We start from the raw sequence: 19,312 nt of genomic DNA, 5'->3' as shown, positions 1-19,312 counted from the left end.
GGTTAAAACAGTCGATATTAATTTCTGCTTAACAACACATACCTTTCATTGGTGGACATACTTCAGAATAATTTATGGCATTTAATCAATGAGGTAATAAGGAGGGAAATTTATTCTTTACCCTATCTATCCTGATGATTTGTATTGAATTATATTTTGAGTGAATGTTTTGATATTGATTTTATGAATATTATTGATCGATTAATGTTAAGAATTAATGCATCAAATATATAAATTAATTATTAAATGCGCACGTTTAATCCATTTTTTGGATGATTGAGTATTCGCGGAACTTATGATTAGATTGTTTTCGCAACAAAAACATTATGGATTATTATGCTGTGGTGAATGACTCTTCGCACGGCAATGGATTCTGTTTTTATCAGAACCCGTATCTTTATGTTTTCCTAATTTTACGCATTTTTCTTTTTCTTATTTTATATGCATGGTAAATCATATTTTTCAGGATTATTTCTCTGCATTCCAATAAGGGAAAGGGAGTTAAGTGTGACAGTGGAGTTAACTATGTCAGAGGTAAAAACAGATCATCCAGAAATTGCGGAGTTAAGCAAGCCACAGCTACGCATGGTCGATCTAAACTTATTAACCGTTTTCGATGCCGTGATGCAGGAGCAGAACATTACCCGTGCCGCGCATGTTCTGGGCATGTCGCAACCTGCGGTCAGTAACGCTGTCGCACGCCTGAAGGTGATGTTTAATGACGAGCTTTTTGTTCGTTATGGGCGTGGTATCCAACCGACTGCCCGCGCTTTTCAACTTTTTGGCTCTGTGCGTCAGGCGCTGCAATTAGTGCAAAATGAATTACCAGGTTCAGGTTTTGAGCCGGCCAGCAGCGAACGTGTATTCCATCTTTGCGTTTGCAGCCCGTTAGATAGCATTCTTACCTCGCAGATTTATAATCACATTGAGCAAATCGCGCCAAATATTCATGTGATATTCAAGTCTTCATTAAATCAGAACACCGAACATCAGCTACGTTATCAGGAAACGGAGTTTGTTATTAGTTATGAAGACTTCCATCGTCCTGAATTTACCAGTGTGCCATTATTTAAAGATGAAATGGTGCTGGTAGCCAGCAAGAACCATCCGACTATTAAAGGCCCATTACTGAAACATGACGTTTATAACGAACAACATGCGGCGGTTTCGCTTGATCGTTTCGCGTCATTTAGTCAACCGTGGTATGACACGGTAGATAAGCAAGCCAGTATCGCGTATCAGGGCATGGCAATGATGAGCGTTCTTAGTGTGGTGTCGCAAACGCATCTGGTTGCTATTGCGCCGCGTTGGCTGGCTGAAGAGTTCGCTGAGTCCTTAGAGTTACAGGTATTACCGCTGCCATTAAAACAAAATAGCAGAACTTGTTACCTCTCCTGGCATGAGGCTGCCGGGCGTGATAAAGGCCATCAATGGATGGAAGAGCAATTAGTCTCTATTTGTAAACGTTAAACAAAGGCAGAATAAATCAGGCGCGTAATTCTGGTTTATTCTGCATTTTTTATTAAATGTAGAATTTTATTCTGAATACATGTTTGCCCTGATTTTAGAAATAATGAAAAAATAGAGAAATTGCTGTAACTGGTCGAATTTGACCGATTTATTATCAATTCTGTCCGCCATTCTGGATTATTTTATCGTTTATTTTCTCCTTTCCTCCTGTTTATTCTTATTTCTTCACGCTTGTGACTCTGCTTGTCAATTGCTTAAGCAAGATCGGACGGTTAATGTGTTTTACACATTTTTTCCGCCAAATAGTGAGGCAAGCCATGGAGATGTTGTCTGGAGCCGAGATGGTCGTCCGATCGCTTATCGATCAGGGCGTTAAGCAAGTATTCGGTTATCCCGGAGGCGCGGTCCTTGATATTTACGATGCATTGCATACCGTGGGCGGTATTGATCACGTATTAGTTCGTCATGAGCAGGCAGCGGTACATATGGCCGATGGCCTGGCGCGCGCGACCGGAGAAGTGGGCGTTGTGCTGGTGACATCGGGTCCTGGAGCCACCAACGCAATTACCGGTATCGCCACCGCCTATATGGACTCCATTCCGCTGGTTATCCTTTCCGGGCAGGTGGCAACCTCGCTGATAGGTTACGATGCCTTTCAGGAGTGTGACATGGTGGGAATTTCCCGGCCGGTGGTTAAACACAGTTTTCTGGTTAAGCAAACGGAAGACATTCCGCAGGTGCTGAAAAAGGCTTTCTGGCTGGCGGCAAGCGGGCGTCCTGGTCCGGTGGTGGTTGATTTACCGAAAGATATTCTTAATCCGGCGAACAAATTACCTTACGTCTGGCCGGAATCGGTCAGTATGCGCTCGTATAACCCGACAACGTTGGGTCATAAAGGGCAGATTAAACGTGCACTACAAACGCTGGCTGCGGCGAAAAAACCGGTCGTTTACGTAGGCGGTGGCGCAGTGACTGCGGCTTGCCATCAACAACTCAAACAGATTATTGAGCAACTTAATCTTCCTGTCGTCTCGTCATTAATGGGATTAGGCGCGTTTCCGGCAACGCATCGTCAGGCGCTGGGAATGTTGGGAATGCACGGCACTTACGAAGCCAATATGACAATGCATAATGCCGATGTCATTTTTGCGGTTGGTGTACGCTTTGATGACCGCACTACTAACAATCTGGCAAAGTACTGCCCAAATGCGACGGTGTTACATATTGATATTGATCCAACCTCTATCTCAAAAACCGTGACCGCCGACATCCCGATCGTTGGCGATGCGCGGCTGGTGTTGGATCAAATGCTGGAGTTGTTGGCACAAGAAACGGCTCACCAACCGTTGGATGAAATCCGCGACTGGTGGCAGAAAATTGAACAGTGGCGCGCTCGCCAGTGCCTGAAATACGACACTCAGAGCGAAAAGATTAAACCGCAGGCGGTGATAGAGACGCTCTGGCGACTGACGAAGGGGGACGCTTACGTTACGTCCGACGTCGGGCAGCACCAGATGTTCGCCGCACTTTATTATCCTTTCGACAAACCGCGTCGCTGGATCAACTCCGGTGGCCTCGGCACCATGGGGTTTGGTTTACCTGCGGCGCTGGGCGTCAAAATGGCGTTGCCGGAAGAAACTGTGGTCTGCGTTACTGGCGACGGCAGTATTCAGATGAATATTCAGGAGCTGTCTACAGCCTTGCAATACGAGCTTCCGGTGCTGGTGGTGAATCTTAATAACCGCTATCTGGGGATGGTGAAACAGTGGCAGGACATGATCTATTCCGGCCGTCATTCACAATCTTATATGCAATCTCTGCCAGATTTCGTCCGCCTGGCAGAAGCCTATGGTCATGTTGGTATCCAGATTTCGCGCCCGGATGAGCTGGAAAGTAAACTTGGCGAGGCGCTGGAACAGGTACGAAATAATCGCCTGGTATTTGTTGATGTCACCGTCGATGGCAGTGAGCACGTTTATCCGATGCAGATTCGCGGGGGCGGAATGGATGAAATGTGGTTAAGCAAAACGGAGAGAACCTGATTATGCGCCGGATATTATCAGTATTACTCGAAAATGAATCAGGCGCGTTATCCCGCGTGATCGGCCTTTTTGCCCAGCGTGGCTATAACATTGAAAGCCTGACCGTTGCGCCAACCGACGATCCGACATTATCGCGTATGACCATCCAGACCGTGGGCGATGAAAAAGTGCTTGAGCAAATCGAAAAGCAATTACACAAGCTGGTCGATGTGTTGCGCGTGAGCGAGCTGGGGCAGGGCGCGCACGTTGAGCGGGAGATTATGCTGGTGAAAATTCAGGCCAGCGGCTATGGACGTGACGAAGTGAAACGCAATACGGAAATATTTCGTGGGCAAATCATTGATGTCACGCCTTCGCTTTATACCGTTCAACTGGCAGGCACCAGCGATAAACTCGACGCATTTTTAGCATCGATTCGCGATGTGGCGAAAATTGTTGAAGTTGCCCGCTCCGGCGTCGTCGGTCTTTCGCGCGGCGATAAAATAATGCGTTGAGAATGATCTCAATGTGCAATTTGCAGCCCAATAAGTCACGTTGGGCTTTTTTTGCGAATTTAGTAGGAACCTGGAATAAAAGCAGTTGCCGCAGTTAATTTTCTGCGCTTAGATGTTAATGAATTTAATCCATACCAGTACAATGGTTATGGTTTTTACATTTTACGCAAGGGGCAATTGTGAAACTGGATGAAATCGCTCGGCTGGCGGGAGTGTCGCGGACCACTGCAAGCTATGTTATTAACGGCAAAGCGAAGCAATACCGTGTGAGCGACAAAACCGTTGAGAAAGTCATGGCAGTGGTGCGTGAGCACAATTACCACCCGAATGCCGTGGCGGCTGGGCTTCGTGCTGGACGCACACGTTCTATTGGTCTTGTTATCCCCGATCTTGAGAACACAAGTTATACCCGCATTGCTAACTATCTTGAACGCCAGGCGCGTCAACGCGGCTATCAGCTACTCATTGCTTGTTCCGAAGATCAGCCAGACAACGAAATGCGTTGTATTGAGCATCTTTTACAGCGTCAGGTCGATGCCATCATTGTTTCGACTTCGCTGCCGCCAGAGCATCCTTTCTATCAACGCTGGGCTAATGACCCGTTCCCAATTGTCGCGCTGGATCGCGCCCTCGATCGTGAACATTTCACCAGCGTGGTTGGTGCCGACCAGGATGATGCCGAAATGTTGGCGGAAGAGTTACGTAAGTTTCCGGCCGAAACAGTACTTTATCTTGGCGCGCTGCCGGAGCTTTCTGTCAGCTTCCTGCGTGAGCAGGGTTTCCGAACTGCCTGGAAAGATGATCCGCGCGAAGTGCATTTCCTTTATGCCAATAGCTATGAGCGGGAAGCTGCTGCCCAGTTATTCGAAAAATGGCTGGAAACGCATCCGATGCCGCAGGCGCTGTTCACTACCTCTTTTGCATTGTTGCAGGGAGTGATGGATGTCACGTTGCGTCGCGATGGTAAACTGCCTTCCGATCTGGCGATTGCCACCTTTGGCGATAACGAATTGCTCGACTTCTTACAATGTCCTGTGCTGGCCGTGGCTCAGCGTCATCGGGATGTCGCTGAGCGCGTGCTGGAGATTGTCCTGGCGAGTCTGGACGAGCCGCGTAAGCCAAAACCAGGCTTAACGCGCATCAAACGAAATCTCTATCGTCGCGGCGTACTCAGTCGTAGCTAAACGTTAAACAAAAAATGATGCGCCGGTTGATTGCGGCTGGCGCATTGAGTACGTAATTGGACATCAATATCCTTTATGTAAATAAGACTATTCCTGACTATTATCCATAAGACCTTCTAAATATCTCACCAATTAACTTCATTCGATGTGCTTAATGATAATTAAGTCGTAACGATGGATTGCGATTGCATTATTTTGTTACATGCAAATTGGCAATTGCCGATTAAACAAACACTTTTCTAATCTTTTACGCAAAGTCGCTGACGTCAGGCATGGCGCGTGCGCAACAGGGACTGTTATCCGGGGGCGATATGTCCTAAAATGCCGCTCGCGTCGCAAACTGACACTTTATATTTTCATTAAGGAAAAAGAAGTCGTTTTTAAAACGGTAATGATGAGTGGGATTTTTTCTTACAACTATTCATAACGTTAATTTGCTTCGTTCGTTGGGCGATTTTTAAACAATGCAGATATTAGTCGTAAACATCGGGTTTTTTGCTTCGGTAAGGAATGTTCCTGGCTTGACAAGCTTTTCCTCCGCTCCGTAAACTCCTTTTAGTGGGAATTTGTGGGATAAAGTGGTAATTGGGGGAAGACTGGCATGTTCCGGGGAGCAACGTTAGTCAATCTCGACAGTAAAGGGCGCTTATCGGTGCCCACCCGTTATCGGGAAGAGCTGCTCGGGAACGCTGCCGGTCAAATGGTGTGTACCATTGACATTCATCACCCATGTCTGCTGCTTTACCCCCTTCCTGAATGGGAAATTATCGAGCAAAAATTATCGCGTCTGTCAAGCATGAACCCGGTTGAGCGCCGTGTGCAGCGCCTTCTGTTAGGTCATGCCAGCGAATGTCAGATGGATGGCGCAGGTCGATTGTTAATCGCGCCAGTACTGCGGCAACATGCCGGGCTGACAAAAGAAGTGATGTTGGTTGGACAGTTCAATAAGTTTGAACTGTGGGATGAAACAACCTGGCATCAACAAGTCAGGGAAGATATCGACGCAGAACAGTTGGCTACCGAAAACTTATCGGAGCGGCTGCAGGACTTGTCTCTATAAAATGATGGAAAACTATAAACACACTACGGTGCTGCTGGATGAAGCCGTAAATGGCCTCAATATCCGTCCTGACGGTATCTACATTGATGGAACTTTTGGTCGCGGTGGTCACTCACGTCTGATCCTCTCGCAGCTTGGCGAAGAGGGACGTTTGCTGGCGATCGATCGCGATCCGCAGGCTATTGCCGTTGCGAAGACTATTGATGATCCGCGCTTCTCCATCATACATGGACCTTTCTCCGCGCTGGGCGAATATGTCGCCGAGCGTGATCTTATCGGCAAGATTGACGGCATTCTCCTCGATCTTGGCGTCTCTTCACCACAACTCGATGATGCTGAACGCGGTTTTTCCTTTATGCGCGATGGCCCGCTGGACATGCGTATGGATCCGACGCGCGGTCAATCCGCTGCCGAATGGCTACAAACTGCCGAAGAAGCCGATATCGCCTGGGTATTGAAAACGTATGGCGAAGAACGTTTCGCTAAACGTATTGCGCGCGCCATTGTCGAGCGTAACCGCGAACAGCCGATGACACGTACCAAAGAACTGGCAGAAGTGGTGGCGGCGGCAACGCCGGTGAAGGACAAATTCAAACATCCCGCGACCCGTACCTTCCAGGCGGTGCGCATCTGGGTAAACAGTGAACTGGAGGAGATAGAGCAGGCGCTAAAAAGCTCGCTCAACGTGCTGGCGCCAGGTGGGCGGCTTTCGATCATCAGTTTTCATTCGCTGGAAGACCGTATTGTGAAACGCTTTATGCGTGAAAACAGTCGTGGTCCGCAGGTTCCGGCAGGATTACCGATGACCGAAGAGCAGCTCAAAAAACTGGGTGGCCGTCAGTTGCGAGCACTAGGCAAGTTGATGCCGGGCGAAGAAGAGGTGGCAGAGAACCCTCGCGCCCGTAGTTCAGTTCTGCGTATTGCAGAGAGGACGAACGCATGATCAGCAGAGTGACAGAAGCTCTAAGCAAAGTTAAAGGATCGATGGGAAGTCACGAGCGCCATGCCTTGCCTGGCGTCATTGGTGACGATCTTTTGCGATTTGGGAAGCTGCCACTCTGCCTGTTCATTTGCATTATTTTGACGGCGGTGACTGTGGTGACCACAGCACACCATACCCGTTTGCTGACCGCTCAGCGCGAACAACTGGTGCTGGAGCGAGACGCTTTAGACATTGAATGGCGCAACCTGATTCTTGAAGAGAATGCGCTCGGCGACCATAGCCGGGTGGAAAGGATCGCCACGGAGAAGCTGCAAATGCAGCATGTCGATCCATCACAAGAAAATATCGTAGTGCAAAAATAAGGATAAACGCGACGCATGAAAGCAGCGGCGAAAACGCAGAAACCAAAACGTCAGGAAGAACATGCCAACTTTATCAGTTGGCGTTTTGCGTTGTTATGCGGCTGTATTTTACTGGCGCTGGCTTTTCTGCTCGGGCGCGTAGCGTGGTTACAGGTTATCTCCCCGGATATGCTGGTTAAAGAGGGCGACATGCGCTCTCTTCGCGTTCAACAAGTATCCACCTCACGCGGCATGATTACTGACCGCTCTGGTCGCCCATTAGCAGTAAGTGTGCCGGTAAAAGCGATCTGGGCTGACCCAAAAGAAGTGCATGACGCTGGTGGTATCAGCGTCGGTGACCGCTGGAAGGCGCTGGCTAACGCGCTTAACATTCCGCTGGATCAGCTCTCAGCCCGCATTAACGCCAACCCGAAAGGACGCTTTATTTATCTGGCGCGTCAGGTAAACCCTGACATGGCGGACTACATCAAGAAACTAAAACTACCGGGGATTCATCTGCGTGAAGAATCTCGCCGTTATTATCCGTCTGGCGAAGTGACCGCTCACCTCATCGGCTTTACCAACGTCGATAGTCAGGGGATTGAGGGTGTCGAGAAGAGTTTCGATAAATGGCTTACCGGGCAGCCGGGCGAACGCATTGTGCGTAAAGACCGCTACGGTCGCGTAATTGAAGATATTTCTTCCACCGACAGCCAGGCAGCGCACAACCTTGCGCTGAGTATTGATGAACGCCTGCAGGCGCTGGTTTATCGCGAACTGAACAACGCGGTGGCCTTTAACAAGGCGGAATCCGGTAGTGCCGTGCTGGTGGATGTCAACACCGGTGAAGTGCTGGCGATGGCTAACAGCCCGTCATATAACCCAAACAATCTGAGTGGCACGCCGAAAGAGGCGATGCGTAACCGTACCATCACCGACGTGTTTGAACCGGGTTCAACCGTCAAGCCGATGGTGGTGATGACTGCGCTGCAACGCGGCGTCGTGCGGGAAAACTCGGTACTGAATACCGTTCCTTATCGAATTAACGGCCACGAAATCAAAGACGTGGCGCGCTACAGCGAATTAACCCTGACCGGGGTATTACAGAAGTCGAGTAACGTCGGTGTTTCCAAGCTGGCGTTAGCGATGCCGTCCTCAGCGTTAGTAGACACTTACTCACGTTTTGGACTGGGAAAAGCGACCAATTTGGGGTTGGTCGGAGAACGCAGTGGCTTATATCCTCAAAAACAACGGTGGTCTGACATAGAGAGGGCCACCTTCTCTTTCGGCTACGGGCTAATGGTAACACCGTTACAGTTAGCGCGAGTCTACGCAACTATCGGCAGCTACGGCATTTATCGCCCGCTGTCGATTACTAAAGTTGACCCCCCGGTTCCCGGTGAACGTGTCTTCCCGGAATCCATTGTTCGCACCGTGGTGCATATGATGGAAAGCGTGGCGCTACCGGGCGGCGGTGGCGTGAAGGCGGCGATTAAAGGCTATCGTATCGCCATTAAAACCGGTACTGCGAAAAAGGTCGGGCCGGATGGTCGCTACATCAATAAATATATTGCTTATACCGCAGGCGTTGCGCCTGCGAGTCAGCCGCGCTTCGCGCTGGTTGTTGTTATCAACGATCCGCAGGCGGGTAAATACTACGGCGGCGCCGTTTCCGCGCCGGTCTTTGGTGCCATCATGGGCGGCGTATTGCGTACCATGAACATCGAGCCGGATGCGCTGACAACGGGCGATAAAAATGAATTTGTGATTAATCAAGGCGAGGGGACAGGTGGCAGATCGTAATTTGCGCGACCTTCTTGCTCCGTGGGTGCCAGACGCACCTTCGCGAGCACTGCGAGAGATGACACTCGACAGCCGTGTGGCTGCGGCGGGCGATCTCTTTGTAGCTGTAGTAGGTCATCAGGCGGACGGGCGTCGATATATCCCGCAGGCGATAGCGCAAGGTGTGGCTGCCATTATTGCAGAGGCGAAAGATGAGGCGACCGACGGTGAAATCCGTGAAATGCACGGCGTACCGGTCATCTATCTCAGCCAGCTCAATGAGCGTTTATCTGCACTGGCGGGCCGCTTTTACCATGAACCCTCTGACAATTTACGTCTCGTGGGCGTAACGGGCACCAACGGCAAAACCACGACTACCCAGCTTCTGGCGCAGTGGAGCCAACTGCTTGGCGAAACCAGCGCGGTAATGGGCACCGTTGGTAACGGCCTGCTGGGGAAAGTCATCCCGACGGAAAATACAACCGGATCGGCAGTTGACGTTCAGCATGAGCTGGCGGGGCTGGTGGATCAGGGCGCGACTTTTTGCGCGATGGAAGTTTCCTCCCACGGGCTGGTACAGCACCGTGTGGCGGCATTGAAATTTGCGGCATCGGTCTTTACCAACTTAAGCCGCGATCACCTTGATTATCATGGTGATATGGAACACTACGAAGCAGCGAAATGGCTGCTTTATTCTGAACATCATTGCGGTCAGGCGATTGTTAACGCTGATGATGAAGTGGGTCGTCGCTGGTTGGCAAAACTGCCGGACGCGGTTGCGGTGTCGATGGAAGACAATATCAATCCGAACGGTCATGGCCGCTGGTTGAAAGCGAACGACGTGAACTATCACGACAGTGGCGCGACTATTCGCTTTAGCTCAAGTTGGGGCGATGGGGAAATAGAAAGCCGCTTGATGGGCGCTTTTAACGTCAGCAACCTGATGCTGGCGCTGGCGACACTGCTGGCGCTGGGCTATCCGCTGGCCGATCTGCTGAAAACCGCCGCGCGTCTGCAACCGGTTTGCGGACGTATGGAAGTGTTCACTGCACCAGGCAAACCGACGGTGGTGGTGGATTACGCGCATACGCCGGATGCACTGGAAAAAGCCTTACAGGCGGCGCGCCTGCACTGTGCGGGAAAGCTGTGGTGCGTCTTCGGCTGCGGCGGCGATCGTGATAAAGGCAAACGTCCACTGATGGGCGCAATTGCTGAAGAATTTGCTGACGTGGCGGTGGTGACGGACGATAACCCGCGTACCGAAGAACCGCGCGCTATCATCAACGATATTCTGGCGGGAATGTTAGACGCCGGACATGTCAAAGTGATGGAAGGCCGCGCTGAAGCGGTAACGTGCGCCGTTATGCAGGCTAAAGAGAATGATGTGGTGCTGGTCGCGGGAAAAGGCCATGAAGATTATCAGATTGTTGGCAATCAGCGTCTGGACTACTCCGATCGCGTCACGGTGGCGCGTCTGCTGGGGGTGATTGCATGATTAGCGTAACCCTTAGCCAACTTACCGATATTCTCAACGGTGAACTGCAAGGTGCAGATATCATCCTTGATGCTGTAACCACTGACACGCGAAAACTGACGCCGGGCTGCCTGTTTGTTGCCCTGAAAGGCGAACGTTTCGATGCTCATGATTTTGCCGACCAGGCGAAAGCTGGCGGCGCAGGCGCACTACTGGTTAGCCGTCCGCTGGACATCGACCTGCCGCAGTTAATCGTCAAGGATACGCGTCTGGCGTTTGGTGAACTGGCTGCATGGGTTCGCCAGCAAGTTCCGGCGCGCGTGGTTGCTCTGACGGGTTCCTCCGGCAAAACCTCCGTTAAAGAGATGACGGCGGCGATTTTAAGCCAGTGCGGCAACACGCTTTATACGGCAGGCAATCTCAACAACGACATCGGCGTGCCGATGACGCTGTTGCGCTTAACGCCGGAATACGATTACGCAGTTATTGAGCTGGGTGCGAACCATCAGGGCGAAATTGCCTGGACAGTTAGCCTGACCTGCCCGGAAGCCGCGCTGGTCAACAACCTGGCGGCGGCGCATCTGGAAGGCTTCGGTTCTTTGGCGGGCGTGGCAAAAGCGAAAGGCGAAATCTTTACCGGCCTGCCGGAAAACGGTATCGCCATTATGAACGCCGACAACAACGACTGGCTGAACTGGCAGAGTGTGATTGGCTCACGCAAAGTGTGGCGTTTCTCACCCAATGCCGCCAACAGCGATTTCACCGCCACCAATATCCATGTGACTTCGCACGGTACGGAATTTACCCTGCAAACCCCAACGGGTAGCGTGGATGCTCTGCTACCGCTGCCAGGGCGTCACAATATTGCGAATGCGCTGGCAGCCGCTGCGCTCTCCATGTCCGTGGGCGCAACGCTTGATGCTATCAAAGCGGGGCTGGCAAATCTGAAAGCTGTTCCAGGTCGTTTGTTCCCCATTCAACTGGCGGAAAACCAGTTGCTGCTTGACGACTCCTACAACGCTAACGTCGGTTCCATGACCGCCGCTGTTCAGGTTCTGGCTGAGATGCCGGGCTACCGTGTACTGGTTGTCGGCGATATGGCGGAACTGGGCGCTGAAAGCGAAGCCTGCCATGTACAGGTGGGCGAAGCGGCAAAAGCTGCCGGTATTGACCGTGTATTAAGCGTGGGTAAACAAAGCCATGCTATCAGCACCGCCAGCCGTGTTGGCGAACATTTTGCTGATAAATCCGCGTTAATTACGCGTCTTAAGTCACTGATTGCAGAGCAACAGGTGATTACGATTTTAGTTAAGGGTTCACGTAGTGCTGCCATGGAAGAGGTAGTACGCGCTTTACAGGAGAATGGGACATGTTAGTTTGGCTGGCCGAACATTTGGTCAAATATTATTCCGGCTTTAACGTCTTTTCCTATCTGACGTTTCGCGCCATCGTCAGCCTGCTGACCGCGCTGTTCATCTCATTGTGGATGGGGCCGCGCATGATTGCTCATCTGCAAAAACTCTCCTTTGGTCAGGTGGTGCGTAACGATGGCCCGGAATCGCACTTCAGCAAGCGCGGTACGCCGACTATGGGCGGGATTATGATCCTGACGGCGATTGTGATCTCCGTACTGCTGTGGGCTTACCCGTCTAACCCGTATGTCTGGTGCGTACTGGTGGTGCTGGTTGGTTACGGCATCATTGGCTTCGTTGATGACTATCGCAAAGTCGTGCGCAAAGACACCAAAGGGTTGATCGCACGCTGGAAGTATTTCTGGATGTCGGTCATTGCGCTGGGTGTTGCTTTCGCTTTGTACCTTGCCGGGAAAGACACGCCAGCAACGCAATTGGTTGTACCGTTCTTTAAAGATGTGATGCCGCAGTTAGGTTTGTTCTACATCCTGCTGGCCTACTTCGTTATTGTCGGCACCGGTAACGCGGTAAACCTGACCGATGGTCTTGATGGCCTGGCGATTATGCCGACCGTATTTGTCGCTGGTGGTTTTGCGCTGGTGGCGTGGGCGACCGGCAACATGAACTTTGCCAGCTATTTACACATACCGTATCTGCGACATGCAGGGGAACTGGTCATTGTCTGTACCGCGATAGTCGGAGCAGGGCTGGGCTTCCTGTGGTTTAACACCTATCCGGCACAGGTCTTTATGGGCGATGTTGGTTCGCTGGCGTTAGGCGGCGCGTTGGGCATTATCGCTGTACTGCTGCGTCAGGAATTCCTGCTGGTGATTATGGGCGGCGTGTTTGTCGTCGAAACCCTGTCGGTTATTTTGCAAGTCGGCTCCTTTAAACTGCGCGGGCAACGTATTTTCCGCATGGCGCCGATTCATCACCACTATGAACTGAAAGGCTGGCCGGAACCGCGCGTCATTGTGCGTTTCTGGATTATTTCGCTGATGCTGGTCCTGATTGGTCTGGCAACGCTGAAGGTACGTTAATCATGGCTGATTACCTGGGTAAAAATGTCGTTATTATCGGCCTGGGCCTCACCGGGCTTTCTTGCGTGGACTTTTTCCTTGCTCGCGGCGTGACGCCGCGCGTAATGGATACGCGTATGACACCGCCTGGCCTGGATAAATTACCCGAAGCGGTGGAGCGCCATACTGGCGGTCTCAATGATGAATGGCTGATGGCGGCAGATCTGATTGTCGCCAGCCCCGGCATTGCGCTGGCGCATCCGTCCCTAAGCGCCGCTGCCGATGCCGGAATTGAAATTGTTGGCGATATCGAGCTGTTCTGCCGCGAAGCACAAGCGCCGATTGTGGCGATCACCGGTTCTAACGGCAAAAGCACTGTCACTACCTTAGTGGGCGAAATGGCGAAAGCAGCAGGTGTTAACGTTGGCGTGGGTGGCAACATTGGCCTGCCAGCCTTGATGCTGCTGGATGCTGAGTGCGAACTGTACGTGCTGGAACTGTCAAGCTTCCAGCTGGAAACGACTTCCAGCTTACAGGCGGTGGCGGCGACCATTCTGAACGTGACTGAAGATCATATGGATCGCTATCCATTTGGTTTACAGCAGTATCGTGCGGCAAAACTGCGTATTTACGAAAACGCAAAAGTTTGCGTGGTTAATGCCGATGATGCCTTAACGATGCCAATTCGCGGTGCAGATGAACGTTGTGTCAGCTTCGGCGTCAATATGGGTGACTATCACCTGAACCATCAGCAGGGTGAAACCTGGCTGCGGGTGAAAGGCGAGAAAGTGTTGAACGTGAAAGAGATGAAACTTTCCGGGCAGCATAACTACACCAATGCGCTGGCAGCACTGGCGCTGGCAGATGCCGCAGGGTTACCGCGTGCCAGCAGCCTGAAAGCATTAACCACCTTTACCGGTCTGCCGCATCGCTTTGAAGTGGTGCTGGAGCATAACGGTGTGCGCTGGATTAACGATTCGAAAGCGACCAACGTCGGTAGTACCGAAGCGGCGCTGAATGGCCTGCACGTAGACGGCACGCTGCATTTGTTGCTGGGTGGCGATGGTAAATCGGCAGACTTCAGCCCACTGGCGCGCTATCTGAATGGCGATAACGTGCGTCTGTATTGTTTCGGTCGTGATGGCGCACAGTTGGCGGCGTTACGCCCGGAAGTGGCAGAGCAAACCGAAACGATGGAACAGGCGATGCGCTTGCTGGCTCCGCGTGTTCAGCCTGGCGATATGGTTCTGCTCTCCCCGGCATGTGCCAGCCTTGATCAGTTCAAGAACTTTGAACAACGAGGCAATGAGTTTGCTCGTCTGGCGAAGGAGTTAGGTTGATGCGTTTATCTCTCCCTCGCCTGAAAATGCCGCGCCTGCCGGGATTCAGTATCCTGGTCTGGATCTCCACGGCGCTAAAGGGCTGGGTGATGGGCTCGCGGGAAAAAGATACCGACAGCCTGATCATGTACGATCGCACCTTGCTGTGGCTGACCTTCGGCCTCGCGGCGATTGGCTTTATCATGGTGACCTCGGCGTCAATGCCCATAGGGCAACGCTTAACCAACGATCCGTTTTTCTTCGCGAAGCGTGATGGCGTCTATCTGATCCTGGCGTTCATTCTGGCGATCATTACGCTGCGTCTGCCGATGGAGTTCTGGCAACGCTACAGTGCCACGATGCTGCTCGGATCAATCATCCTGTTGATGATCGTGCTGGTGGTGGGTAGCTCGGTTAAAGGGGCATCGCGTTGGATCGATCTTGGCTTGTTGCGTATCCAGCCGGCCGAACTGACCAAGCTGTCGCTGTTTTGCTATATCGCCAACTATCTGGTGCGCAAAGGCGACGAAGTGCGTAATAACCTGCGTGGCTTCCTGAAACCGATGGGCGTGATTCTGGTGCTGGCGGTGTTGCTGCTGGCGCAGCCAGACCTCGGTACGGTGGTGGTGCTGTTTGTGACCACGCTGGCAATGCTATTCCTGGCGGGGGCGAAATTGTGGCAGTTCATTGCCATTATCGGTATGGGGATTTCAGCGGTTGTGTTGCTGATCCTCGCTGAACCGTACCGTATCCGCCGTGTTACCGCATTCTGGAACCCGTGGGAAGATCCCTTCGGCAGCGGCTATCAGTTAACGCAATCGCTGATGGCGTTTGGTCGCGGCGAACTGTGGGGGCAAGGTTTAGGTAACTCGGTACAAAAACTGGAGTATCTGCCGGAAGCGCACACTGACTTTATTTTCGCCATTATCGGCGAAGAACTGGGGTATATCGGTGTGGTGCTGGCGCTTTTAATGGTATTCTTCGTCGCTTTTCGCGCGATGTCGATTGGTCGTAAAGCGTTAGAAATTGACCATCGTTTTTCCGGTTTTCTCGCTTGTTCAATTGGCATCTGGTTTAGTTTCCAGGCACTGGTTAACGTAGGCGCGGCGGCAGGGATGTTACCGACTAAAGGTTTGACATTGCCGCTAATCAGTTACGGTGGTTCGAGCTTACTGATTATGTCAACAGCCATCATGATGCTGTTGCGTATTGATTATGAAACGCGTCTGGAGAAAGCGCAGGCGTTTGTACGAGGTTCACGATGAGTGGTCAAGGGAAGCGATTAATGGTGATGGCTGGCGGCACTGGCGGACATGTGTTCCCGGGGCTTGCGGTTGCGCATCATTTAATGGCCCAGGGGTGGCAAGTTCGCTGGCTGGGTACTGCCGATCGTATGGAAGCGGACTTAGTACCGAAGCACGGTATCGAGATCGACTTTATTCGTATCTCTGGTCTACGCGGTAAGGGTATTAAAGCGTTACTCGCAGCTCCGTTGCGTATCTTTAACGCCTGGCGTCAGGCGCGGGCGATTATGAAAGCGTATAAACCTGACGTGGTACTCGGTATGGGCGGCTACGTTTCAGGCCCAGGAGGTCTGGCCGCGTGGTCGTTAGGCATTCCGGTCGTACTTCATGAACAAAACGGTATTGCGGGCTTAACCAATAAATGGCTGGCGAAGATTGCGACCAAAGTGATGCAGGCGTTTCCAGGCGCTTTCCCTAATGCGGAAGTGGTGGGTAATCCTGTTCGTACCGATGTGCTGGCGCTGCCGTTGCCGCAGCAACGTTTGGCTGGACGTGAAGGTCCGGTTCGTGTGTTGGTAGTGGGTGGTTCTCAGGGCGCACGCATTCTTAACCAGACAATGCCGCTGGTTGCAGCAAAGCTGGGCGATTCAGTCACTATCTGGCATCAGAGCGGCAAAGGTTCGCAACAATCCGTTGAACAAGCGTATGCCGAAGCAGGGCAACCGCAGCATAAAGTGACGGAATTTATTGATGATATGGCGGCGGCGTATGCGTGGGCGGATGTTGTCGTTTGCCGCTCTGGTGCGTTGACGGTGAGTGAAATCGCTGCGGCGGGGTTACCAGCATTGTTTGTGCCGTTTCAGCATAAAGACCGCCAGCAATACTGGAATGCACTGCCGCTGGAAAAAGCGGGCGCAGCCAAAATTATCGAGCAACCACAGCTTACTGTGGATGCTGTCGCCAACACCCTGGCCGGGTGGTCGCGAGAAACCTTATTAACCATGGCAGAACGCGCCCGTGCTGCATCCATCCCGGATGCCACCGAGCGAGTGGCAAATGAAGTGAGCCGGGCTGCCCGGGCGTAATTGTGGCGATGCCTTTTGCATCGCATGAATTTGAGAAGTTAATGGCGTAAAGAATGAATACACAACAATTGGCAAAACTGCGTTACATCGTGCCCGAAATGCGTCGCGTTCGGCACATTCACTTTGTCGGCATCGGTGGTGCCGGTATGGGCGGTATTGCCGAAGTTCTGGCCAATGAAGGGTATCAGATCAGTGGTTCAGATTTAGCGCCAAATCCGGTCACGCAGCAGTTAATGAATCTGGGGGCGACGATTTACTTCAACCATCGCCCGGAAAACGTGCGCGACGCCAGCGTGGTCGTTGTTTCCAGTGCAATTTCTGCCGATAACCCGGAAATTGTTGCTGCCCATGAAGCGCGTATTCCGGTGATCCGTCGCGCGGAAATGCTGGCTGAGTTAATGCGTTTTCGTCATGGCATCGCCATTGCCGGAACGCACGGCAAAACGACAACCACCGCGATGGTTTCCAGCATCTATGCGGAAGCGGGTCTCGATCCAACTTTCGTTAACGGTGGGCTGGTAAAAGCGGCTGGCGTTCATGCACGTTTGGGGCATGGCCGCTACCTGATTGCCGAAGCGGATGAGAGCGATGCATCGTTCCTGCATCTGCAACCCATGGTGGCGATTGTCACCAATATCGAAGCCGACCATATGGATACCTACCAGGGCGACTTTGAGAATTTAAAACAGACCTTTATTAATTTTCTGCACAACCTGCCGTTTTATGGGCGTGCGGTAATGTGTGTTGACGATCCGGTGATCCGCGAATTGTTACCGCGCGTGGGGCGTCAGACCACAACTTACGGCTTCAGCGAAGATGCCGACGTGCGTGTAGAAGATTATCAGCAGATTGGTCCGCAGGGACACTTTACGCTGCTACGCCAGGACAAAGAGCCAATGCGCGTAACCCTGAATGCGCCTGGTCGTCATAATGCGCTGAACGCGGCGGCTGCGGTTGCGGTTGCTACGGAAGAGGGGATTGACGACGACGCTATTCTGCGTGCGCTGGAGAGCTTCCAGGGAACCGGTCGTCGCTTCGATTTCCTCGGTGAATTCCCGCTGGAGCCGGTCAACGGTAAAAGTGGTACAGCAATGCTGGTCGATGACTACGGTCACCACCCGACCGAAGTGGACGCCACCATTAAGGCGGCGCGTGCAGGCTGGCCGGATAAAAACCTGGTAATGCTGTTTCAGCCGCACCGTTTTACCCGTACGCGCGACCTGTATGATGATTTCGCCAATGTGCTGACGCAGGTTGATACCCTGTTGATGCTGGAAGTGTATCCGGCTGGCGAAGCGCCAATTCCGGGAGCGGACAGCCGTTCGCTGTGTCGCACGATTCGTGGACGTGGGAAAATTGACCCCATTCTGGTGCCGGACCCGGCGCAGGTAGCCGAGATGCTAGCACCGGTATTAACCGGTAACGACCTGATTCTCGTTCAGGGGGCTGGTAATATCGGAAAAATTGCCCGTTCTTTAGCTGAAATCAAACTGAAGCCGCAAACTCCGGAGGAAGAACAACATGACTGATAAAATCGCGGTTCTGTTGGGCGGAACCTCCGCAGAACGGGAAGTTTCTTTGAACTCTGGTGCCGCAGTGTTAGCCGGGCTGCGCGAAGGCGGCGTCGACGCGCATCCTGTCGACCCGAAAGAAGTTGACGTGACGCAACTGAAATCGATGGGATTTCAGAAAGTATTTATCGCTCTGCACGGGCGCGGCGGTGAAGACGGCACATTGCAGGGGATGCTTGAGCTGATGGGACTGCCTTATACCGGCAGCGGAGTGATGGCATCTGCGCTTTCAATGGATAAACTACGCAGCAAACTGCTGTGGCAAGGTGCTGGTTTACCCGTAGCGCCGTGGGTAGCGTTAACCCGCGCAGAGTTTGAAAAAGGCATTAGCGATAAGCAGTTAGCCGAAATTTCTGCTCTGGGTTTACCATTAATCGTTAAGCCGAGCCGCGAAGGTTCCAGCGTGGGAATGTCAAAAGTAGTAGCAGAAAATGCTCTACAAGATGCATTAAGATTGGCATTTCAGCACGATGAAGAAGTATTGATTGAAAAATGGCTAAGTGGGCCGGAGTTCACTGTTGCGATACTCGGTGAAGAAATTTTACCGTCAATACGTATTCAACCCGCCGGAACCTTCTATGATTATGAGGCGAAGTATCTCTCTGATGAGACACAGTATTTCTGCCCCGCAGGTTTAGACGCGGCACAAGAGGCCAATTTGCAGGCATTAGTGCTGAAAGCATGGACGACGTTAGGTTGCAAAGGATGGGGGCGTATTGATGTCATGCTGGACAGCGATGGACAGTTTTATCTGCTGGAAGCCAATACCTCTCCGGGTATGACCAGCCACAGTCTGGTGCCGATGGCGGCACGTCAGGCAGGCTTAAGCTTCTCGCAGTTGGTAGTACGAATTCTGGAACTGGCGGACTAAT

Annotated in this window: 17 protein-coding genes; all 17 read left to right on the top strand. The window is 52.0% G+C overall.

The window, feature by feature from the left end:
* Positions 1 to 525 precede the first annotated feature (525 nt).
* The 17 genes from leuO (at position 526) to ddlB (ending at position 19,311) form a co-directional block, all read left to right on the top strand.
* Positions 526 to 1,470, top strand: a complete 945-nt coding sequence (gene leuO, locus A7098_RS03160; RefSeq protein ID WP_010345415.1) for a transcriptional regulator LeuO — start codon at positions 526 to 528, stop codon at positions 1,468 to 1,470.
* Positions 1,471 to 1,787: 317 nt separating this feature from the next.
* On the top strand, positions 1,788 to 3,512 hold the full coding sequence (gene ilvI / locus A7098_RS03155; RefSeq protein ID WP_032224415.1) for an acetolactate synthase 3 large subunit: 1,725 nt from the start codon (positions 1,788 to 1,790) through the stop codon (positions 3,510 to 3,512).
* A 2-nt stretch (positions 3,513 to 3,514) separates the two neighbouring features.
* Positions 3,515 to 4,006: an acetolactate synthase small subunit gene (ilvN, locus tag A7098_RS03150; protein ID WP_010355142.1), complete on the top strand. Its 492-nt coding sequence runs from the start codon at positions 3,515 to 3,517 to the stop codon at positions 4,004 to 4,006.
* An 11-nt stretch (positions 4,007 to 4,017) separates the two neighbouring features.
* Positions 4,018 to 4,104: a hypothetical protein gene (locus tag A7098_RS23640; RefSeq protein WP_032224418.1), complete on the top strand. Its 87-nt coding sequence runs from the start codon at positions 4,018 to 4,020 to the stop codon at positions 4,102 to 4,104.
* A gap of 81 nt (positions 4,105 to 4,185) precedes the next feature.
* Entirely contained in the window at positions 4,186 to 5,190 is a 1,005-nt protein-coding gene (gene cra / locus A7098_RS03145; RefSeq protein ID WP_000762401.1) for a catabolite repressor/activator, read from the top strand.
* 601 nt (positions 5,191 to 5,791) lie between these two features.
* Positions 5,792 to 6,250 (top strand): division/cell wall cluster transcriptional repressor MraZ, encoded by a 459-nt coding sequence (gene mraZ, locus A7098_RS03140; protein WP_000488288.1) that lies wholly within the window; start codon positions 5,792 to 5,794, stop codon positions 6,248 to 6,250.
* 1 nt (position 6,251) lies between these two features.
* Complete coding sequence (gene rsmH, locus A7098_RS03135; protein WP_000970479.1) at positions 6,252 to 7,193, top strand: 16S rRNA (cytosine(1402)-N(4))-methyltransferase RsmH; 942 nt, start codon at positions 6,252 to 6,254, stop codon at positions 7,191 to 7,193.
* A complete protein-coding gene (gene ftsL, locus A7098_RS03130) occupies positions 7,190 to 7,555 on the top strand; it encodes a cell division protein FtsL (RefSeq protein WP_000625658.1) in 366 nt (121 codons plus the stop codon). Before rsmH ends, ftsL begins: the two co-directional genes overlap by 4 nt.
* 15 nt (positions 7,556 to 7,570) lie before the next feature.
* On the top strand, positions 7,571 to 9,337 hold the full coding sequence (gene ftsI / locus A7098_RS03125; RefSeq protein ID WP_000642204.1) for a peptidoglycan glycosyltransferase FtsI: 1,767 nt from the start codon (positions 7,571 to 7,573) through the stop codon (positions 9,335 to 9,337).
* Complete coding sequence (gene murE, locus A7098_RS03120; protein WP_105280312.1) at positions 9,324 to 10,811, top strand: UDP-N-acetylmuramoyl-L-alanyl-D-glutamate--2,6-diaminopimelate ligase; 1,488 nt, start codon at positions 9,324 to 9,326, stop codon at positions 10,809 to 10,811. Before ftsI ends, murE begins: the two co-directional genes overlap by 14 nt.
* Positions 10,808 to 12,166 carry a UDP-N-acetylmuramoyl-tripeptide--D-alanyl-D-alanine ligase gene (murF, locus tag A7098_RS03115; protein WP_105280311.1) on the top strand — a complete coding sequence of 453 codons (1,359 nt, stop codon included), beginning with the start codon at positions 10,808 to 10,810 and terminating at the stop codon, positions 12,164 to 12,166. The genes murE and murF overlap by 4 nt, the downstream gene beginning before the upstream one ends.
* Positions 12,160 to 13,242: a phospho-N-acetylmuramoyl-pentapeptide-transferase gene (mraY, locus tag A7098_RS03110; RefSeq protein WP_000964122.1), complete on the top strand. Its 1,083-nt coding sequence runs from the start codon at positions 12,160 to 12,162 to the stop codon at positions 13,240 to 13,242. The genes murF and mraY overlap by 7 nt, the downstream gene beginning before the upstream one ends.
* A gap of 2 nt (positions 13,243 to 13,244) precedes the next feature.
* Entirely contained in the window at positions 13,245 to 14,561 is a 1,317-nt protein-coding gene (murD, locus tag A7098_RS03105; protein WP_000796424.1) for a UDP-N-acetylmuramoyl-L-alanine--D-glutamate ligase, read from the top strand.
* Complete coding sequence (gene ftsW / locus A7098_RS03100; RefSeq protein ID WP_010345404.1) at positions 14,561 to 15,805, top strand: cell division protein FtsW; 1,245 nt, start codon at positions 14,561 to 14,563, stop codon at positions 15,803 to 15,805. Before murD ends, ftsW begins: the two co-directional genes overlap by 1 nt.
* Entirely contained in the window at positions 15,802 to 16,869 is a 1,068-nt protein-coding gene (murG, locus tag A7098_RS03095; RefSeq protein WP_000016572.1) for an undecaprenyldiphospho-muramoylpentapeptide beta-N-acetylglucosaminyltransferase, read from the top strand. Before ftsW ends, murG begins: the two co-directional genes overlap by 4 nt.
* Before the next feature lie 53 nt (positions 16,870 to 16,922).
* Positions 16,923 to 18,398: a UDP-N-acetylmuramate--L-alanine ligase gene (gene murC, locus A7098_RS03090; protein WP_001096083.1), complete on the top strand. Its 1,476-nt coding sequence runs from the start codon at positions 16,923 to 16,925 to the stop codon at positions 18,396 to 18,398.
* Positions 18,391 to 19,311: a D-alanine--D-alanine ligase gene (gene ddlB / locus A7098_RS03085; RefSeq protein ID WP_032224424.1), complete on the top strand. Its 921-nt coding sequence runs from the start codon at positions 18,391 to 18,393 to the stop codon at positions 19,309 to 19,311. Before murC ends, ddlB begins: the two co-directional genes overlap by 8 nt.
* The last annotated feature ends 1 nt before the right edge of the window (position 19,312 follow it).

Origin of the sequence: Escherichia sp. MOD1-EC7011, from assembly GCF_002965005.1 — a bacterium.
In the GTDB taxonomy this organism is placed as follows: Bacteria; Pseudomonadota; Gammaproteobacteria; order Enterobacterales; family Enterobacteriaceae; genus Escherichia; species Escherichia ruysiae.
The sequence above is the reverse complement of the archived record's forward strand: the minus strand, read 5'-3'. Positions and strand labels throughout refer to the sequence as shown.

What these genes read in the sequence shown, in the direction of transcription:
- leuO (WP_010345415.1), top strand. Translation starts at nt 526, where the DNA reads ATGTCAGAGGTAAAAACAGATCATCCAGAAATTGCGGAGTTAAGCAAG.
- ilvI (WP_032224415.1), top strand. Translation starts at nt 1,788, where the DNA reads ATGGAGATGTTGTCTGGAGCCGAGATGGTCGTCCGATCGCTTATCGAT.
- ilvN (WP_010355142.1), top strand. Translation starts at nt 3,515, where the DNA reads ATGCGCCGGATATTATCAGTATTACTCGAAAATGAATCAGGCGCGTTA.
- A7098_RS23640 (WP_032224418.1), top strand. Translation starts at nt 4,018, where the DNA reads ATGTGCAATTTGCAGCCCAATAAGTCACGTTGGGCTTTTTTTGCGAAT.
- mraZ (WP_000488288.1), top strand. Translation starts at nt 5,792, where the DNA reads ATGTTCCGGGGAGCAACGTTAGTCAATCTCGACAGTAAAGGGCGCTTA.
- rsmH (WP_000970479.1), top strand. Translation starts at nt 6,252, where the DNA reads ATGATGGAAAACTATAAACACACTACGGTGCTGCTGGATGAAGCCGTA.
- ftsL (WP_000625658.1), top strand. Translation starts at nt 7,190, where the DNA reads ATGATCAGCAGAGTGACAGAAGCTCTAAGCAAAGTTAAAGGATCGATG.
- ftsI (WP_000642204.1), top strand. Translation starts at nt 7,571, where the DNA reads ATGAAAGCAGCGGCGAAAACGCAGAAACCAAAACGTCAGGAAGAACAT.
- murF (WP_105280311.1), top strand. Translation starts at nt 10,808, where the DNA reads ATGATTAGCGTAACCCTTAGCCAACTTACCGATATTCTCAACGGTGAA.
- mraY (WP_000964122.1), top strand. Translation starts at nt 12,160, where the DNA reads ATGTTAGTTTGGCTGGCCGAACATTTGGTCAAATATTATTCCGGCTTT.
- murD (WP_000796424.1), top strand. Translation starts at nt 13,245, where the DNA reads ATGGCTGATTACCTGGGTAAAAATGTCGTTATTATCGGCCTGGGCCTC.
- ftsW (WP_010345404.1), top strand. Translation starts at nt 14,561, where the DNA reads ATGCGTTTATCTCTCCCTCGCCTGAAAATGCCGCGCCTGCCGGGATTC.
- murG (WP_000016572.1), top strand. Translation starts at nt 15,802, where the DNA reads ATGAGTGGTCAAGGGAAGCGATTAATGGTGATGGCTGGCGGCACTGGC.
- murC (WP_001096083.1), top strand. Translation starts at nt 16,923, where the DNA reads ATGAATACACAACAATTGGCAAAACTGCGTTACATCGTGCCCGAAATG.
- ddlB (WP_032224424.1), top strand. Translation starts at nt 18,391, where the DNA reads ATGACTGATAAAATCGCGGTTCTGTTGGGCGGAACCTCCGCAGAACGG.